Annotated in this window: 10 protein-coding genes; 2 read left to right on the top strand and 8 right to left on the bottom strand. The window is 73.9% G+C overall.

Annotated features, from left to right (window positions below; translation table 11 throughout):
- Window positions 1-19 precede the first annotated feature (19 nt).
- Both CLV63_RS28385 and CLV63_RS28380 read right to left on the bottom strand, forming a co-directional pair.
- Window positions 20-979 carry an FAD binding domain-containing protein gene (locus tag CLV63_RS28385; RefSeq protein ID WP_106586316.1) on the bottom strand — a complete coding sequence of 320 codons (960 nt, stop codon included), beginning with the start codon at window positions 977-979 and terminating at the stop codon, window positions 20-22.
- Window positions 976-3,552: a molybdopterin-dependent oxidoreductase gene (locus CLV63_RS28380; protein ID WP_245929131.1), complete on the bottom strand. Its 2,577-nt coding sequence runs from the start codon at window positions 3,550-3,552 to the stop codon at window positions 976-978. The genes CLV63_RS28385 and CLV63_RS28380 overlap by 4 nt, the downstream gene beginning before the upstream one ends.
- A 277-nt stretch (window positions 3,553-3,829) precedes the next feature.
- Between CLV63_RS28380 and CLV63_RS28375 the strand changes: the two genes are divergently transcribed.
- Window positions 3,830-4,435, top strand: coding sequence for a TetR/AcrR family transcriptional regulator (locus CLV63_RS28375; protein ID WP_245929129.1), 606 nt, complete (start codon window positions 3,830-3,832; stop codon window positions 4,433-4,435).
- Between the two features lie 1,896 nt (window positions 4,436-6,331).
- Here CLV63_RS28375 and CLV63_RS28365 read toward each other — a convergent pair.
- From CLV63_RS28365 to CLV63_RS28350, 4 genes are all read right to left on the bottom strand, one after another.
- Complete coding sequence (locus CLV63_RS28365) at window positions 6,332-8,881, bottom strand: hypothetical protein (RefSeq protein WP_106586312.1); 2,550 nt, start codon at window positions 8,879-8,881, stop codon at window positions 6,332-6,334.
- Window positions 8,878-10,680, bottom strand: a complete 1,803-nt coding sequence (locus CLV63_RS28360) for an HSP90 family protein (protein WP_106586311.1) — start codon at window positions 10,678-10,680, stop codon at window positions 8,878-8,880. The genes CLV63_RS28365 and CLV63_RS28360 overlap by 4 nt, the downstream gene beginning before the upstream one ends.
- A 141-nt stretch (window positions 10,681-10,821) precedes the next feature.
- Window positions 10,822-11,268 carry a hypothetical protein gene (locus CLV63_RS28355; RefSeq protein WP_106586369.1) on the bottom strand — a complete coding sequence of 149 codons (447 nt, stop codon included), beginning with the start codon at window positions 11,266-11,268 and terminating at the stop codon, window positions 10,822-10,824.
- Between the two features lie 100 nt (window positions 11,269-11,368).
- Window positions 11,369-12,616 (bottom strand): DUF6745 domain-containing protein, encoded by a 1,248-nt coding sequence (locus tag CLV63_RS28350; RefSeq protein WP_211301518.1) that lies wholly within the window; start codon window positions 12,614-12,616, stop codon window positions 11,369-11,371.
- 281 nt (window positions 12,617-12,897) lie between these two features.
- On the opposite strand from CLV63_RS28350, the gene CLV63_RS28345 reads away from it, so the two are divergent.
- Window positions 12,898-13,446, top strand: coding sequence for a VOC family protein (locus tag CLV63_RS28345; RefSeq protein ID WP_106586310.1), 549 nt, complete (start codon window positions 12,898-12,900; stop codon window positions 13,444-13,446).
- A 349-nt stretch (window positions 13,447-13,795) separates the two neighbouring features.
- On the opposite strand, the gene CLV63_RS28340 is transcribed toward CLV63_RS28345, so the two are convergent.
- Both CLV63_RS28340 and CLV63_RS28335 read right to left on the bottom strand, forming a co-directional pair.
- On the bottom strand, window positions 13,796-14,641 hold the full coding sequence (locus CLV63_RS28340; protein WP_106586309.1) for a DUF1275 family protein: 846 nt from the start codon (window positions 14,639-14,641) through the stop codon (window positions 13,796-13,798).
- Window positions 14,642-15,565, bottom strand: a complete 924-nt coding sequence (locus CLV63_RS28335) for a lactate/malate family dehydrogenase (RefSeq protein WP_281260775.1) — start codon at window positions 15,563-15,565, stop codon at window positions 14,642-14,644. It lies immediately after the preceding gene.
- Between the last annotated feature and the right edge of the window lie 449 nt (window positions 15,566-16,014).

The raw sequence follows: 16,014 nt of genomic DNA, 5'->3' as shown, positions 1-16,014 counted from the left end.
TGCGACGGACCGCCACCGGTCAGGCCAGTGCGCGTTCCAGCACGTCCAGGACTGTGCCGCGCATCAGCTCGGCCTTGTGGGCGGTGCCGGGCAGCGGCGTGCACTGTCCGGGGATCCCGGCGACGGCATCGGCGGCGTCGGACGGGGCCGGGCCGTCGCTGAGGGCGTCCTCGACCGCGGCCAGCCGCATCGGGGTCCGCGCGACACCGCCGGCCGCGACGGCGACCCGGGTCACCGCGCCGTCCTCCCGCACCACCCGGGCGACCGCCTCCACCAGCGGCCACTCGGCGCGCGAGCGGGCGGTGGCCCTGCGGTACGCCGCCGTCTCGCCGGGCGACGGCGGCGGCAGCAGGACGCCGGTCAGCAGCTCGCCGGGCGCGAGCACGTGGTCGCGCGTCGGGTCAGCGGCGTCGTAGAGGTCGCGCGCGGGCCGGGGCGCCGACTCGGCCCCGTCGGCACCGGCGACGACCACCTCGGCGTCGTAGACCAGCAGCGCCAGGGCCATCGAGGACGGGTGCGGCGCGACGCACGGGGCGGTGTCGAACACCGTCCCGTTCCGGTGGTCGCCCGCACGCGCGGGGCAGCCGTCGCCGCCGTCCTGGTGGCAGGAGAACGCCGGGTTGCGGAAGTACCAGCAGCGGTTGCGCTGGAGCAGGTTGCCGCCCAGCGTCCCCACCGCCCGCACCTGCGGCGTGGCGAGCGCGCGGGCGGTCGCGGTGAGCGCGGGGTAGGCGGCCGCCAGCAGCGGGTCGGACGCGATCTCGGCGATGGTCGCCGTCGCGCCGATCCGGGCGCCGCCGTCGGCGCCCCAGGCGATGCCGCCCAGGGCGCGCACCCGGGCCAGGTCGGTGAACGGGCCGGCGGCCAGCCCGGCGTTGGCCCGCGCCATGACGTCGGTGCCGCCGGCGCGCGCCTCCCCGCCGTTCTCGCGCAGCGCGGCGGCCGCCTCGGCGATGTCCGTCGGGATGGTCGTCGTCATCGGATCCCCTCAAGCAGTCGGTCGGGACGGATCGGCAGGTCGAGCGGCCGCCAGCCGACGGCGTCGCGCACGGCGTTGGCGACCGACGCGGAGACGCCGACGGTGCTCACCTCGCCCAGCCCGACGCCGCCGCCGGGCACGTGCTCCCACCCCTGCTCATGGAAGTACACGTCGACCTCGGGGACGTCGCCGATGCCCGGCAGCCGGTAGTCCTCCAGGTTGTCGTTGAGCACCGTGCCGGTCGCGGGGTCGGTCACCCGTTGCTCGTACAGGGCGTAGCCGATGCCCTGCACCACGCCGCCCACCGCCTGGTTGCGGGCGGGCACTTCGGCGTAGATGCGGCCGGACGCCACCCCCGCCCAGCAGCGCAGCGGGCGCACCGAGCCGAGGAGGGTGTCGACCTCGACCTCCATGATGTGCACCGCCCCGGCCATGCCGCGCCCGAGCGCGATTTCGGAGCTGCGCGGCACCGGGGTGATGAACCCGCGGCGGTCGCGCTTGCGCTGCCCGGTCGCGCGCAGCCCTTCGGCCGCTTTCAGCGCCTCCCGGGACGGCGGCCCGCCCGACGCGGCGCCGCCGCGCAGCAGGGACGCCAACTCGCGCGCCGCCTCGGTCGTCGCGGGGCCCAGCGAGGTGGTGGTGCGGCTGCCGAACGACCCGGTGCCGGGGACCGGGCCGCTGTCGCCCGTGTCGACCCGCACCTGGTCGGCGTCCAGCTCCAGTTCCGCGCGGAGGATCCGGGTGATGACCGTGCGGATGCCGGTGCCGATGTCCTGGGTGGCGGTGCGCGCCACGACCTGGCCGTCCTCGACGACCAGCTCGATCTCGGCGCTGGGGTCGAGCAGGTAGGGCCAGTTGGCGGCGGCGACACCGACTCCGCGGCGGAAGCGGCCGGTGCGCGGCCCGCGCTCCCGGTCGCGCCACAGCGGCAGCGCCGCGGCCTGCGCGTACAGGGCCTGGCGCTTGGGGTTGCCGTCCCAGCGTTGGCGCAGCGCGATGGGGTCCTCGCCCAGCCGGACCGCGATCTCGTCGACGGCCTGTTCGAGCGCCCACGCCATCGGCGCGCCGCCGGGGCCCCGGAACGGGCGGCCGGGCGGGCGGTTGGTGACCACGTCGTAGTCGCGTACGCGGCGCGGCGCGCGCCCGTAGATCAGCATGCCCATCGCCGCGACAGCGGAGCCGACGGAGACGCCGCCGTCGCCCCAGGTGTCGATGCTCAGCGCGGAGAGGCGGCCCTCGGCGTCGGCGAGCATGGCGATCCGGGTGCGGGTGCCCGGGCGGTTCCCGGCGTCGGTGAGCTCGGCGGAGCGGTCGAAGACCAGCCGCACCGGCGCGCCGGCGCTGCGGGCCAGTTCGGCGGCCGCGATGGTCTCGGTGCCCAGCCCGGCTTTCGCGCCGAACCCGCCGCCGACGTGGTGGGCGCTGACGTGGACCCGGTCGGGGGCCAGCCCCCAGTGCTTGGCGGCCTCTTTCGCGACCCCGGTGACGGTCTGGGTGGAGACGTGCAGGTGGAGGCCGTCGTCGTCCCAGCGGGCGACGCAGGCGTGCGGTTCGAGGGCGGTGTGGGCCTGGACGGCGGTGCTGAACTCGGCGGCGAAGAGCCGGTCGTCGCCCTTGCGGTGGGCGTCGTTGATGCGTCGGACCGCGGTGCCGCGCCGCAGGCCGAGCGACAAGGGGCCGCGCAGGTTGCCGTCCCAGCGTCCGGGCACCGTCACGCCTTCGCTGCTGCTCGGGGCTGCGCCGCGTTCGGCGGCGTCGGCGTAGACGGTCGGGGAGCCGGGCCGCAGGGCGGTGCCGGTGTCGAGGACGGCATCGCGTTCGATGTACTCGATCTCGACGGCGTCGGCCGCGGCGCGGGCCGCGGCCAGGGTGGGGGCGGCGACGGCGACGACGGGCTGCCCGGTGTAGCGGACGGTGCGGTCGGCCGGGAGCAGGTCGACGTGGACGGCGCCGCCGGTGTCGAGGCGGCCGATGACGGCGTGCGGCACCCGGGCGCGTACCACCACCGCCTCCCAGCAGCCGTCGGGGCGGACGTCGGTGGTGAAGCGGGCGCGTCCGGTCGCCTTCGCGACGGCCTCGGCGCGCGTCGGCTCGACACCGGTGTCGGTGTCGAACGCCCCGGTGCACGCGGCGGTGACAGCGGCGTAGATCCCTTCGTAGGCGCCGCAGCGGCAGAGGTGCCCGGCCAGTGCGTCGGCGATGTCGGCGCGGGTGGGCGCGGTGTCGCCGTGCTCGGCGCGCCAGCGTTCGGTGAACGCGGCGGCCTCGACGACGAAGCCGGGGGTGCAGTAGCCGCACTGCATGGCGTCGTGGGCGGCGAAGGCGCGCTGGACGGGGTGGTCGCCGCCCAGGCCCTCGACGGTGGTGACCGACCGGCCTTCGAGCGCCGTGCTCGGCAGCAGGCAGGAGGCTGCCGGGGCGCCGTCGAGGAGCACCGTGCAGGTGCCGCAGACGCCCTGGCCGCAGGCGACCTTGGCGCCGGTCAGCCCGAGTTCGTCGCGAAGGGTCTCGGCGGCGGTGGTGTCGGGTGTGGGCGTGACGGTGGTCCGCTCGCCGTTGACGGTGGTGTCCAAAGCCTGACTCCCGAGATCGATGTTGACGTCGTCAACGTAAACGGAGGAGTTGACGCTGTCAACGCCACCAGCATACGGTTCTGCCATGTTCGCTGCTCACGGCCTTGGAAACGGATCCGACGGAGGCGACCGCGTGTCGTCGCCCGGTCCGCGTCGCTCCGGAGCCGCGGAGACCGGGGCCGAAGGGACTGGAGTCGGGGGGACCGCGGGGACCGGGGCCGCGGAGGCTGCGGCCGGGGGGACTGGAGCCGCGGGGGCCGGGGGCGCCGGGGCTGCGGTGCCGACCAGGGAGCGGATGGTGGCCGCGGCGTGGGAGCTGCTGGGCGAAGGCGGGCCCGACGCGGTGACGCTGCGCGAGGTGGGCCGCCGCACCGGCCTCTCGCGCACCGCCCCCTACCGGCACTTCCAGGACAAGGACGACCTCCTGCGGGCTGTCGCGGTGCGCGCGTTCGAGCGGCTGCACGACCGCATGCGCGACGCGGTCGACGCGGCGGACGACCCCGCCCAAGCCCTCCGCGGCGCGTGCCGCGCCTACGTCGGATTCGCGCTCGACCAGCCCCGCCACTACCGCATGATGTTCGGCGATTGGGTGCTCGCCCAGAAGCACGCCGAGGGCCCCCAGTCCGGTTCGCTGCGGGAGGCGGCGGACCGCCTGTTCGGGCTCGCGGCCACCGTCATCCAATCCGGGCAGCGCGCGGGAGCGCTCCGCACGGGCGACCCGTCCGACTTCTCGCTGCTGACCTGGTCGTTCCTGCACGGCCTGGTGACGTTCACCCTGTCGGCGCACCTGAACGCCGACAGCGGCGCCGGAGAGCCGGGGGGCGAGTTCCGTGAGGCCCTGGACCGGCTGATCGACGAGGTGGTCCACGGCCTCGCCGCCTGACGGCGGGCCCGGGCGTCGGCGGCATCGAGTTGGCGTCGGGAGCCGGTCCGTTCGCTGGGCGGCCTTGTGGCCGGGCCGTGTACCGGTGGTCTGCGGTCAAAAGCAGCAACAACGGCGGGCGGGATCCGGGCCTCGGCCGTATCGGATCGGTGCGCGGTGGCGAACAGCAGCACCAACGGCGGCGAGGGGCCGGGTCCCGGTTGCCTCGGTCAGGGGTGCGCAGGGGCCGGGGCGGGCGACGGGGCGGCGACGGCCGGTGGCGGGCCGGAGGCGCGCGATCGGCCACCGCGCCGTATCGGGCGGAGGCCGTTCAGCCGCCGCTCTGCGGATCCCCGCACAAAAGGGCAGGTCAGCGGTCCGGGCGTTGCACCTCACCACCCCGAGCGTCTCACATCGTGAGAACTCACTGAGAGGGACAACCCAGACGGCACCCGAATGACGTCTGGATGGGCACCCCGCCACCCGCCGGGCCCGCCCCGCCCGTGAAAAACGGACACCACGCCGCAATCCGGGCGCGCGAAAGCGGCCTCGGCCGATCACCCGTCCGCATGATGGACATGATCTTGGCGCGGGGCTCGAACCGGCGCCTCTTCGCCGCGAACCACGCGACCAAAAGGTACATACGCCGCTAATCACTCGCCGCGGGTGCGGATCTGCGCAGGTAGCCGTGCTTTTCGCTGCCGGGGACGCGGGTAGGCGCGGGCGGCCCCGGGAATCCCGCCATCGACCGCGCCCCTGGCCCACCACCGTCTGCGCTGTCCGACCCCCGCCTCGCCCCCGCACACCCGACCCGATCCAACCGGAGCCCGGCCCTTCGCCGCCGTTGGTGCCGCTGTTCTCCACCGCGCACCCGGCACGACCCCGCCGAGGCCCGGACCCCGCCCGCCGTCGTTGCCGCTTGTTGCCACAGACCACCTGCACGCGGCACGGCGAGAAGGCCGCCCAGCAGACGAACCGACCCCAGAACCCGGGCACGACCCCCGCCGGAGCCCGGCCCTTCGCCGCCGTTGGTGCCGCTGTTCTCCACCGCGCACCCGGTTCGACTCCGCCGAGGCCCGGAGCCCGCCCGCCGTTGCTGCGGGTTGTTGTCACAGATCACCTGCACGCGGGGCGGGCGCAGGCGCCCGGGGGAGGGCGCCCGGGGGGCGTCCCAAGGCGAGAGTCCGGGGCAAGGGCGTCCGTGACCCCAGGGGACAGGAGCCAGGCTGCCCGGCAGCCTTGCCCAGGTCCGCTGGGGGCAAGGACGCTCTCGGCACTCACCCCCGGTATGAAGCCGAGGCCCAAAGGCCGAAACCCGCCCTCAAAGCCAACGGCCACCGAGCGGCGCTAAGCACCACAGCCCGGTCGGAGCACCGTCCGGCGCTTCTCTGGTGGATAGGCTCCTCAGTTTTCATGCCCGTTCAGGCGAGTAGCGTGGAATTGGTTCGCTTTTCCCTATTTTGAGAAGTGGTCAGAATCAGGGGTATGGCGCGGTAACGTTCGAGGTCAACAAGACTGCTCCCCGCGCCCGCGGGGATGGACCCTTGGTGATCTCCGCGTTGCGCGGCACCTCCGACTGCTCCCCGCGCCCGCGGGGATGGACCCCGGTACCGCATCCGCGGACTGACCCGGGCGCACTGCTCCCCGCGCCCGCAGGGATGGATCCCGCTACCCCCACCAGCGCGAACTCCAGCGCATCTGCTCCCCGCGCCCGCGGGGATGGACCCAACCTGCCCTACTTCGACGCCGCCGGCAGACCCTGCTCCCCGCGGGCGCGGGGATGGACCCCAGGCCGGGTCGTCGGCGGCGTAGGCGGGCGCCTGCTCCCCGCGCCCGCGGGGATGGATCCGTGACACGCCGCCTCCAACCGGTCCGCTGACCGGGGCGCGTCTCACCGCCGACGCTGGGGCACCGCGGTCACGCCCGCCCGCGCGGATTCGCGCCGTCGAATGAGCCCGTGATGGCGGCGTGGAGTTCGGCGACCTCCTGCTGGAGGGCGGCACGCTCCTCGGCCAAGTGGGCGGGAATCGCCGGGACGGCCTGTTGGGCCAGGCCCACCGCGGCCAGTGCCGACTGCGGGTCGCGCGCACGCAGCCACGACGCCGCCTCGCCGCACCGGGAGCGGACCGCGGTGGGCACGTCGCCGAGCGCCCAGAAGCCCTGCGCCGCCTCGCGGTACATCGCGGCCGAATCGGCGTACCGGCCCAGTTCGGCGAGCACGACGCCGACCTTGCCCTGCCCGACCGCGACCACCGGGGCGTTGCCGACCTCCCCGGCGTCCTCGACCAGCCGGACGTACTGCTCCAGCGCCGCCTCGGTCTCGCCGATCTCGTGGTGGCTGTCGGCGAGGATCATCCGGCAGTGGTCGGCGAGCACCGGGTGGTCCAGCCACTCGTTCCGGCGCAGGTGGGCGAGCCAGTTCGCGCCCTCCGCCGCGGCGTGCACGGCCTCCTCGAACCGCCCGGTGGAATGGCAGGCGACCGCGAGGAAGTACCACTGCTCGGCCCGGTCGAGACCGAGCGCATGGGCCTGGCCCACAGCCTCGGTGAGGTCGGTGACGGCCTCCTCGGGCCGCCCTTCGCCGAGCAGCGCCCTGCCGTGCTCGTAGCGCAGCCGGGCGTGGACCCCAGCGGGGGTGCCGGGGCGGGGGGCGGCGAGCCGGGCCCGCACCATCGTGACGAAGTCGGCGTCGGCGCCGGCGCGCTCGTAGGCGGTCCGGAGGTGGTCGAGCGCGATCACCGCCTTCTCGGCCGCACCGGCCGTGATCAGCGCGTCCAGCGCCGTGGTGGCCAGCCTGATCACGCGGGCGGGGTCGGCGCCGTCCTGCTTGAGCCAGGACGCCTCGTCCGCGGCGATCATGCCGAGGACGAGGGGGTCGCCGCTGGCGGCGGCGAGCGCGCCCGCGCGCTGGATCGCGTAGTACTCCCCGGGCTTCTGGAGCAGGACCAGCACCTGTGCCAGGCGCAGCTCGCCCCAGGCCGCCGCCCAGGAGTCGTCGGCCGCGCGCAGGTCGCGGACCGCCTTGTTCACCATGGCCATCCCCTCCTTGCCGCGGTTCTCCTCGGTCAGCCACCGGCCCAGCCAGCACAGGCAGAGCAGGGACCGGCGCGTGTCGCCGTTGTGGCGGTGGGCCTCGGCGGCCCACCGCAGCGCGGCCTCGGTCCCCGGACCCCAGTCCAGCAGCGCCCGGAGCTCCACCACCCGGCCGGCCAGGTGCGGCGGGGGCGGCTCCGGGACGGCGGAGAGGTAGGCCCGCGCGGTGTCGTCCTCCTGGCACCGCTGGTGCCATTCCGCGCGGTCGAGCAGCTGCTCGGGCGCCAGGCCCTCGGTGGCGGCGGCCCTGACCGGCTTGCGGCTGGTCGGTGTGAGGGGCAGGAAGTCGGCGACGGGCCGCTGGGCGAGCATCGCCCGGATGCGGTCGCCCTGCGCTGTCGTCCCGTTGCGCGCGTCGAACTGCGCGGCGAGCTCCAAGGCGGTGCGGGTCATCTGGTCGCGCAGCACCGTGGCGGGTACCGGGGGGTGCTCGTTGCAGTGGCAGGTGACCTGTTCCGCGCCCCGGCCCACCGCGGCCATGCGGCCCAGCAGCAGCGCGGCAGCCACCGAGAACTCCATCTTGCCGCTCGGCCGGTTCAGGCTGTACCACCCGTGGATGCGCTCCTTGACCAGCCTCAGCCCGGTGTCCTCGTTGCCGGTCAGCGCGCAGAACTCGATCTGCATGCTCCGGTACTCGTAGCGGTAGACGCCGTGCTCCAGCACCCGGTCGGCCCGCTTGTACGCCAGCGCGGCCTCCTCGTGCCGCCCGGCGCGCGCCAGGGGCAGCAGCATCCGGCACTGGATCGGCGCCGCCGGCTCGGTGAAGCCGACGTCGCCCGAGAGCACGGGCTCGGCGAGCTCCAACGCGCGGGCCACCGAGGCGTCGTCACCGCGCAGGACCAGCCGCTCGACCTCCTCCTCGAAGTCCCACACCGAACCGTGCTGCGGGCCGCCCGCGGTGATCCACGCCTGGTAGCAGCGCTCCTCCTCGTCCCAGTCGCAGGCGAGCTGGGCGATCCACCGGCGCGCGGCGTACACCTTGCGCAGGCTGTGCCCGCCGGCCTTGAACCGGCGCTCCATGTCGTCGCACGCGCCGTAGATCTGGGCGAGCGAGATCTCGGGGAACTCCGACATGGACTGCGTGATGCTGGTGTACCAGCGGCGCAGCGACCAGTCCTCCTCGGGGCCGAAGTCCTCCGGACGCTGGTCGTGCTCGCTGAGGCACCGGGAGAACAGCGGGAACGCCTTGTCCCATTGCCGGTCCACGCTGTAGGCGTTGGCGAGGCTGCGGCGCGCGGAGAACGCCAGGCGGGGGAACCCGCCGGCGTCGGCGTGCCGGATGACGTCTTCCATCAGGGCCTGCTGCGCCTCGCCGTGGCCCATCTGCCGGGCGTTCTCCAGCGCGGCCCGGAGTTCGGGCTCGGGGCGGCTCATCGTGTGGGGTCCGTTCGCATCGCCCAGTCCAGCAGGCCGAGGAAGGACTGGTTCAACAGGGCGTTGTCCTGGGCGCGCAGCGGGTGGTGCCCGTGCAGTAGCGCCTGGCCGTACAGGGTCTGGACCGCGAGGCGCGCGAGCTGGGGGTCGGGCAGCTCGATGGCCTTGCGCACAACGGGGCTGCGCAGGTTCAGCACGAGCTGCGGCCGGTCGTCGGCGCCCGCCCCGGCGTCGACAGCGGACAGCACGCCGGACCACAGGTCGTTCGCCGAGGACCGCGCCGCGCGCATCTCCTCGGCCTGGATGGCGCCCCTGCTCACCAAGTACAGCGCGGGGAGGGTCGGCGGGTCGAACGCCCGCGGCAGTGGGGAGCAGTCCAGCGGCTCCAGCGCGCTCGCCGCCGTCGCGAGGAACGGGTGGAGCCGATGCTCGGTCTCGGGGTCGGGCGGCAGGAACCGGGTGGTCAGCTCGCCCGGGTCCAGCGCGCGCACCTGGATCGCCGGGTCCAGGTACGGGAGGCGCTTCATGATCTCGACGTCGTAGGCGTAACCGCCGTTGATCACGCCGATGCCCTGCGCGGCCGCCACGGCGGACAGCGCGCGGAACTCGTCGGCGGTGGCGGTGTAGCGCACCACGGGGTGGCGGCGCCGGAACTCGGCGAGCGTCATCGGGCCCATGTTGGTCTCCATGGGCCACCACTGGTCGACCACGCGCAGCATCGCGAGGTCGTGCAGCGCCAGCGCCTTGACGCCGAGGTGGTGGACCGCCAGGAACCGCTGGAGCCGGTGCGGGTCGGTGGCCGCCAGCTCCACCAGCCAGTCCCGGATCCGGGTGCCGATGGCGTCGCGGGCGTCCGCGAGCAGGTCGTCCTCGTACAGTTCCTCGCGGCTCGCGGTCGGCCGCAGCTCGCTGGTGTCGATCACGCAGCGGACGAAGAACGCCCACTCGGGCAGGAGCTTGTCGACCGAGTCGGAGAGGAGCATCCGGCGCAGGTACACCCGGTGCCCGGCCTGCCTCGCGGGGTTCGCCGCCATCGGCAGTACGAAGGCGACACCGGACAGCCCCGCCTCGGGCACGTTCAGGTCGATCGTGTCGAACGGTGCGAACCCGAACAGCTTCTCGGAGTAGGCCGCGAGCGCCGCCGCCCGGTCGGCCGGGGAGGCGTGCCGGCGCTGCCACGGCAGGACGCCGTCGGTCGTCACCGGGCGCCCGGCGACCGACACCGGGATCGGCAGCAGGCCGCCGAAGTCGGCGGCGAGCCCGGTCACCACCTCGGCGCCGAGCCAGTGCTCCATCCCGCGCCGCGGGACGAGGGTGACGGTCGTGCCCGGCTCGGGGCGCTGCGCGTCGGGCAGCGTCACCGTGTAGCGCCCGTCGGCGTAGCCCGTCCACGCGACGGTAGGTCCGCCGCGGGCCGAGCGGGTGTGCACCCGCACCTCGTCGGCGACGAGGAAGCACGACAGCAGCCCGATACCGAACTGGCCGAGGAATTCGTGCCGGGCGAACCCGAGGTCGTCCCGTTTGGAGCTGCGCCCGATGGTCGCGAGGAGTTCGTGCACCTCGGGTTCCGTCAGCCCGACCCCGGTGTCGTGGACGCGCAGGGTGCCGTCGCCGGTGTGCTCCCTGGGCTCGATGGACACCGACGCCGACGCGCCGGCGTCGGCGAGGCGGCGCGCGCTGATCGCGTCGACCGCGTTCTGCAACAGCTCCCGGACGTACACCCGGGGGCCCGTGTACAGGTGGTGGCTGAGGAGGTCGACCACGCCCCGCAAATCGACCTGGAACGCACGTTCCTCCACCACTCCTCCTCGGCTCTCGACGTGAACGGCGTAGCGATCATAGGTGCCATAAGCACCCGTTTCGACCTGGCGGGTCGGCACACCGCGGCCCCGTTCCCCCACGCGCGCGGCATGGGGGAACGCTCACGTACATCCTCACTGTCAGTCGGCGATCAGGCGCCGCCTCCGGGACTCGGCGGCGCCTTCGCGCTGGCGGCGGATCACGTAGGTCCCGGGCGCGATGCCGGTACCGCCGTGCTCGGGGTGGATCAGGTAGGCGGTGCCCGTGGCGTCCAGCACTCCCAATGCGAGCCCCGAGGGGTCGCGGACGTCGGTCGTCCACCGGCAGCCGCCCGGGTCGGCGACAAGGGAGTGCGGGTTGCCGCCCGACGCGCTGCGGAGCAGTTCCACCCCCGAGACGGGCACGGGCCGCCAGCGGGCCCCGGGCGCGGTCTGGACGGCGTCGAGCAGCGCGTAGGGGACGACGATCAGGTCGCCCTGCGCCTGGAGCCCGTCGATGACGGGGACGGTCACCGCGCGCTCCAAGTGGTCCAGGACGTCGAGGCCGGAACGTTCGGTGAGGTCGGCAAGGGTCAGGTTATGCGGCATGGCGATCACCTCGGGTTGCTCGTGGGGCGGGTGGTCAAGGGCGCGCGCCGCGGTCCGTCGCGGTCCGTCGCGGCGCGCATGGGAAAGGGACGTCGGGCGGTCACGTGCGGCGGGCGAGCCGCGCGTAGAGCGTCCCGGTCAGGCCGTAGGACCAGCCCGCGGCGGCGACCGGGTCGTCGAAGGAGGCGGGGACGGTCAGCCCGTACTTGCGGCGGCGCCCGTCGCGCTCCACCGATCCGTTGACGGCGAGCAGCACCCGCGTCGGCGTCCCCCACTCCTCGGACGGCGAGTCGTACAGGCGGAGGGAGAACCCCGGGTTGCCGGGGTCGGGGGCTTCCGCGGCGAGGCGCAGCCCGGCCCGGTCGATGTAGGCGTCCCACCCGATCCGTTCGATCGCCGTGCGGCGCACCTCGACGTTGCGCTCGGCGGTGATCCGCTCGACGGTCGGCACGCTGACGACCCACGCCGGCACGTGCGTGCCGTGCAGGGCGTGGACGCACCAGCCGTCGGCGAACACGACCGCCGGGCCGTGGTCGCGGTGCAGCCGGACGCCGCCGTGGGCGTCGTTGGGCACCGGCTCGTAGTGCAGAGCGGTGGGCCGCTCGGAGATCACGCACACGTCCTCGCCGGGCCACCACCACCCGCACGAGCGCGCCAGCGCGCACCACAGGTCCAGCTGGTAGCGCTCCGCACCGGAGATCGGGAGCAGGCCGAGGCGGTCGACGACGTCGTAGCGGGCGACCCAGTGGGCGTCGTGCTGCCCGAACCAGGCGAGGTCGCTGGGCCCGCCGCCCTGCTGGGCGAAGGCGCGTCGGAGCGGGGCCCGGACGGCGTCGTGCAGGGACCCGTGCAGGGACTCGTCGACGGTGGTCTTCAGGAGCAGGACTCCGTTGACGCCGTCGCGGAGGGCGGCCTCCGGCGGTTGGAGCCGTGCGGCAGCGGAGTCGCGGGCCGAGAACCGGGATGCCCAGAGCTTGAACCGCTGGTCGATTCGGCGGTCGAGGGTCCTGCGCAGCGACGACACGAGTGTCGCGAGCTGCGCCGCGACCGGTGGAGCGGTGTCGGGATCCGGGTCGAGGGCGAGGGCGTCGCGCAGCCATGGGCCGGGGACGACCGGTGCGACGGGCGGATCGGGGGCGAGCATGGCCCCCGGTGAGTCGACCCACGTGAAGCGGGGAGGTTCGCGGTTCAGCAGCCGGTACAGGCCGGAGATGGCGTGTTCGGCGGTGGCGCGGTCGGCGGGTGCGGTGGAAAGCCCATGGTCGAGCCATTCATCGCGGGCCTGCACCGCCCTGCGCAGCGCCAGGAGATCGATGATCGGGTCTGAAGGCCCGTTGCGCCCGTTCAACGGGCGGAGGCGAAGCCGCCTTTGCTTTCGAACATGGCGGGATCCTGACAGACCCCGCCGCCACCGCGCAAGACCGCCAAGGCCCCCGCGCGGCGGTAACGGGACCGCGCACCCGGTAGGCGCCGGGGGCGAACGGGTCGGCACTTCGGCCACGGCCCATATCCGCGATCGTCGTTTCGGTTTCCGATGAGGAAAGCATCGCCAAATGGGGTGAAAGAGATGCCGTATCGGACCCGTGATTGCGGACATCGGTTGACCACAAGGCGTCCTACGGTGCCTACATGAACGACATCCAGGCGCCAGAACCTGAAGGACAGAACATCGTCAACGGCTTCGTGATCACGGACCACGCGGCCGATCTCATCGAGTTCCTCCAGTACGTCTTCGACGCCGTCGAAGACCCGGAGGCGCGGACCCCCGACTATGTCGCAGGTGACGGCTCCCTGATCCACGCAGAGGTCAAGATCGGGAACTCTCTCCTGATGGTCGCGGACAGGAAGGCGGACTGGCCGTTCACCCCCGCATTCACGCAGGTGTACGTTTCCGACCCCATTGCCGTGCTCACCCGGGCAAGCGAGCGGGGAGCGACCGTCATCACGGACGTGTCCCCCTTCTACGGCGGCTACGAAATCGCGCGGTTCCGAGACCCGTGGCACAACCTGTGGTGGCTGTTCGCACCGGCCAAGCCCGGCGATCCCGATGAGAACTGGGATGAGAGCGACGGGGACTGGGAGAGCACAGAACCTGACCCGGTGTATACGACACTGGTCGAGGCGATGCGCACATTGACCGACCCGCGGGGCGCCACACCGCCGGCTCCGGGAACCTGATCGGCGGACGTCGCCACCCGGCCCGATCCCCACCTGGGCACCCAATGGGCCGTCTACGCCGCTCAGAACACCTACAACCTCGGACGGTCCAACCCTACGAACGGCTGGACCGAACCGATCACCAAGGTAAGGACCACTGACCGCCCGTACGCGGCACTGCGGCAAGGCCGCTAAGCGAGCGGACCGAACCCAGAATCCGGTCCGAAGTAACCGGGCCCCGGCCCCTCGCCCCCGCTGGTGGTGCTGTTCGCCACCGAGAATGCGGTTCGGCCCCGCCGGGGCTCGGCTCTCCGCCTGCCGTTGGTGCTTCCTTCGTTTGCGGAGGCTGGCCACGCGACCGTGGCCCTGCTCAATCGCCGCCTTCTTGGCGGGGGCGGGCGCAGCGCCATAGGAGGGCTGCCGTAACGCATGCCATGGGTACCAGGGCTGCGGCCCACGGTGCGGCGGTGAGCACCAGGGTGGCGGCGACCGCTCCCAGCAGCAGCGACGCCGGGCGCACCAGCGGGTTCAGGACGGCTGCGGCCGGGCCGCCGGTGGCGAGGGTCGCGATCGCCGCCGTGAAGGTCCCGGTGAGGTACGTGGTCGAGCCGCCGAGCACGCGTGCCAGCGCGCTCTGCCCGCCCATCGCCACAGCGGCGGTCACCAGCAGCGCGATCTGGGCGGGCGTACTTCCGGGCCGCCCCGCGACCAGGGCCCACCCGACGGTGAACGCTGCAAGGAGGGCGACCTCGGCGATCAGCGCGCCGGTGACGTGCCGCGCGGTCGGCTGCCCGTCCCTGGTCACGGCCGTGTTCTCACCCCCGCTCGCGTCCGTACTCGCATCCGCGCCTGCACCTGCACCTGTGCCCGCGCCCGGACCTGCACCTGCACTTGCGCTCGTGCGCGCGCCGGTATCCGCGCCCGTGTTCGCGGGCGCGGTCAGGGGTGGGGTCACGATCCGGGTCCATACCGCGACACCGGCGCCGAATCCGCCGATGGCGGCGGCTGCCGTGCCCGCGGCTCCCCAGGCCGCTGTCCCGAGGCCGTGTCCGACGTGGATGAGGTCGCCGGTGATGACCCCGCTGAACACCCCGCCCAGGACCACGACGGAGAGGAGGTCGACCCCGCCGGCGCAGGCGGTGAGCAGCGCGAGCAGCACCGCGGTCCACCGCGGGCCCATCGGCCCCCGCCGCCGGAACGGTCGCGCGGTCGGCATTCAGGCCAGGACGGTCGACGCGGCGTCGCGCAGCGCCCGCGCACCGGCCGCCATCGCCGCGCGCTCGGTGTCGTCCATGGGCGGTTCAAAGGACCGGAGGACGCCGCGGGCGCCCACCACCGAGGGAAGGGACAGCGTGGTGCCCCACGCCGTGGAGTGCGCGGAGACCGGGAACACCCGGCATTCGTCGCGGGTGACGCTCTGGGCAAGGGCGCCCACCGCCGCGCCGATGCCGTACCGGCTGGCGCCGATCCCCTCGATGATGTCGATGTTGGCGAAGCGCACGGCCTGCTCGATGCCGGACCGGAACCGTGCGGGGTCGTGCCCTTCCTGCTCGGCGAGGAAGGACACGGGGATCCCCGCGATGGTCGCCGAGGACCACAGGAAGACCTCGGTGGTGCCGTGCTCGCCCACCACCTGGGCGTGGACGTCGTTGGGGGCGACACCGAAGGAGCGCGCGAGATGCGACCGGAAGCGCAGGGCGTCGATGACCGTGCCGGTGGAGAACACCCGCTCGTGGCCCAGGAGCGAGCGCGCCAGTTCCGCCAGCGGGTCAGGGGGGTCGGTGACCACCATGACGGTCGCGTCGGGCACCCAGCGGGCGATCTCCGGGATCAGGTCGCGGTAGACGGCGGCGTTGCGGTCGAGCAGGCGCAGCCGCCCTTTCGGGTCGGAGCGGTCGGTGGTGCCGCCGGCCTGCTCGTTCTCCCCGGCGGTCACGATCACCAGCCGGGCGCCCGCGAGGTCCTGGACCGACCCGGCGCGGATGTCGACGGCGGGTCCCAGCGGAGCGGCGTAGCCCAGGTCGAGGGCCGTCCCGCTCGCGCGCTGCTCGTCGGCGTCGACGAGGACGATCTCACTGGCCAGCCCGCGGCGCATGGTCACGGCCGCCACCACGGCCCCGACTGCGCCGACCCCCACCACTCCCACCTTCACCGCGCCTCCAAGGCTCCGCACCGCAACGACGATCACCGACAGTAGATCTGCCAGTACCCATAGTGTCTGATCGCATGCGGTGGGTCGCGCACCGGCGCCGCGGCCCGTGCGCCGCCGCCCGCCGGAATCCGGGCCGATCAGGGCGTCATGTGGCCGCCGCGGATCGCCGGTGGGACCGCGGTCGGGACGGCGGCCGGGAGCGCGGTCCACCGCGGGCCCATCGGCCCCCGCCGCCGGCCGTCCGCTATCCGGCTGCGGCCGGTCGTCGGTGCGGGCGGGTTCGCGGCGGCTGCGCGGGCCCTGTCCGTGTGATGTCCGCGCGCGGCAGGGAACTGAGGGCCAGGGAAATGGGCGGCCGGTGCCCGGATATGCCGGAAGAGGGAGTCGCGCGGAAGAAGAGAACCCCCGAGGTAATCCCTTCGGGGGTCGTGTCGGCA

Origin of the sequence: Murinocardiopsis flavida, assembly GCF_003014485.1 — a bacterium.
Lineage (GTDB): Bacteria > Actinomycetota > Actinomycetes > Streptosporangiales > Streptosporangiaceae > Murinocardiopsis > Murinocardiopsis flavida.
This window is presented reverse-complemented; position numbering and strand designations above follow the sequence as displayed.

Coding starts and splice junctions, on each gene's coding strand:
- CLV63_RS28385 (WP_106586316.1), bottom strand. CDS start 979: ATGACGACGACCATCCCGACGGACATCGCCGAGGCGGCCGCCGCGCTG.
- CLV63_RS28365 (WP_106586312.1), bottom strand. CDS start 8,881: ATGAGCCGCCCCGAGCCCGAACTCCGGGCCGCGCTGGAGAACGCCCGG.
- CLV63_RS28355 (WP_106586369.1), bottom strand. CDS start 11,268: ATGCCGCATAACCTGACCCTTGCCGACCTCACCGAACGTTCCGGCCTC.
- CLV63_RS28345 (WP_106586310.1), top strand. CDS start 12,898: ATGAACGACATCCAGGCGCCAGAACCTGAAGGACAGAACATCGTCAAC.
- CLV63_RS28340 (WP_106586309.1), bottom strand. CDS start 14,641: ATGCCGACCGCGCGACCGTTCCGGCGGCGGGGGCCGATGGGCCCGCGG.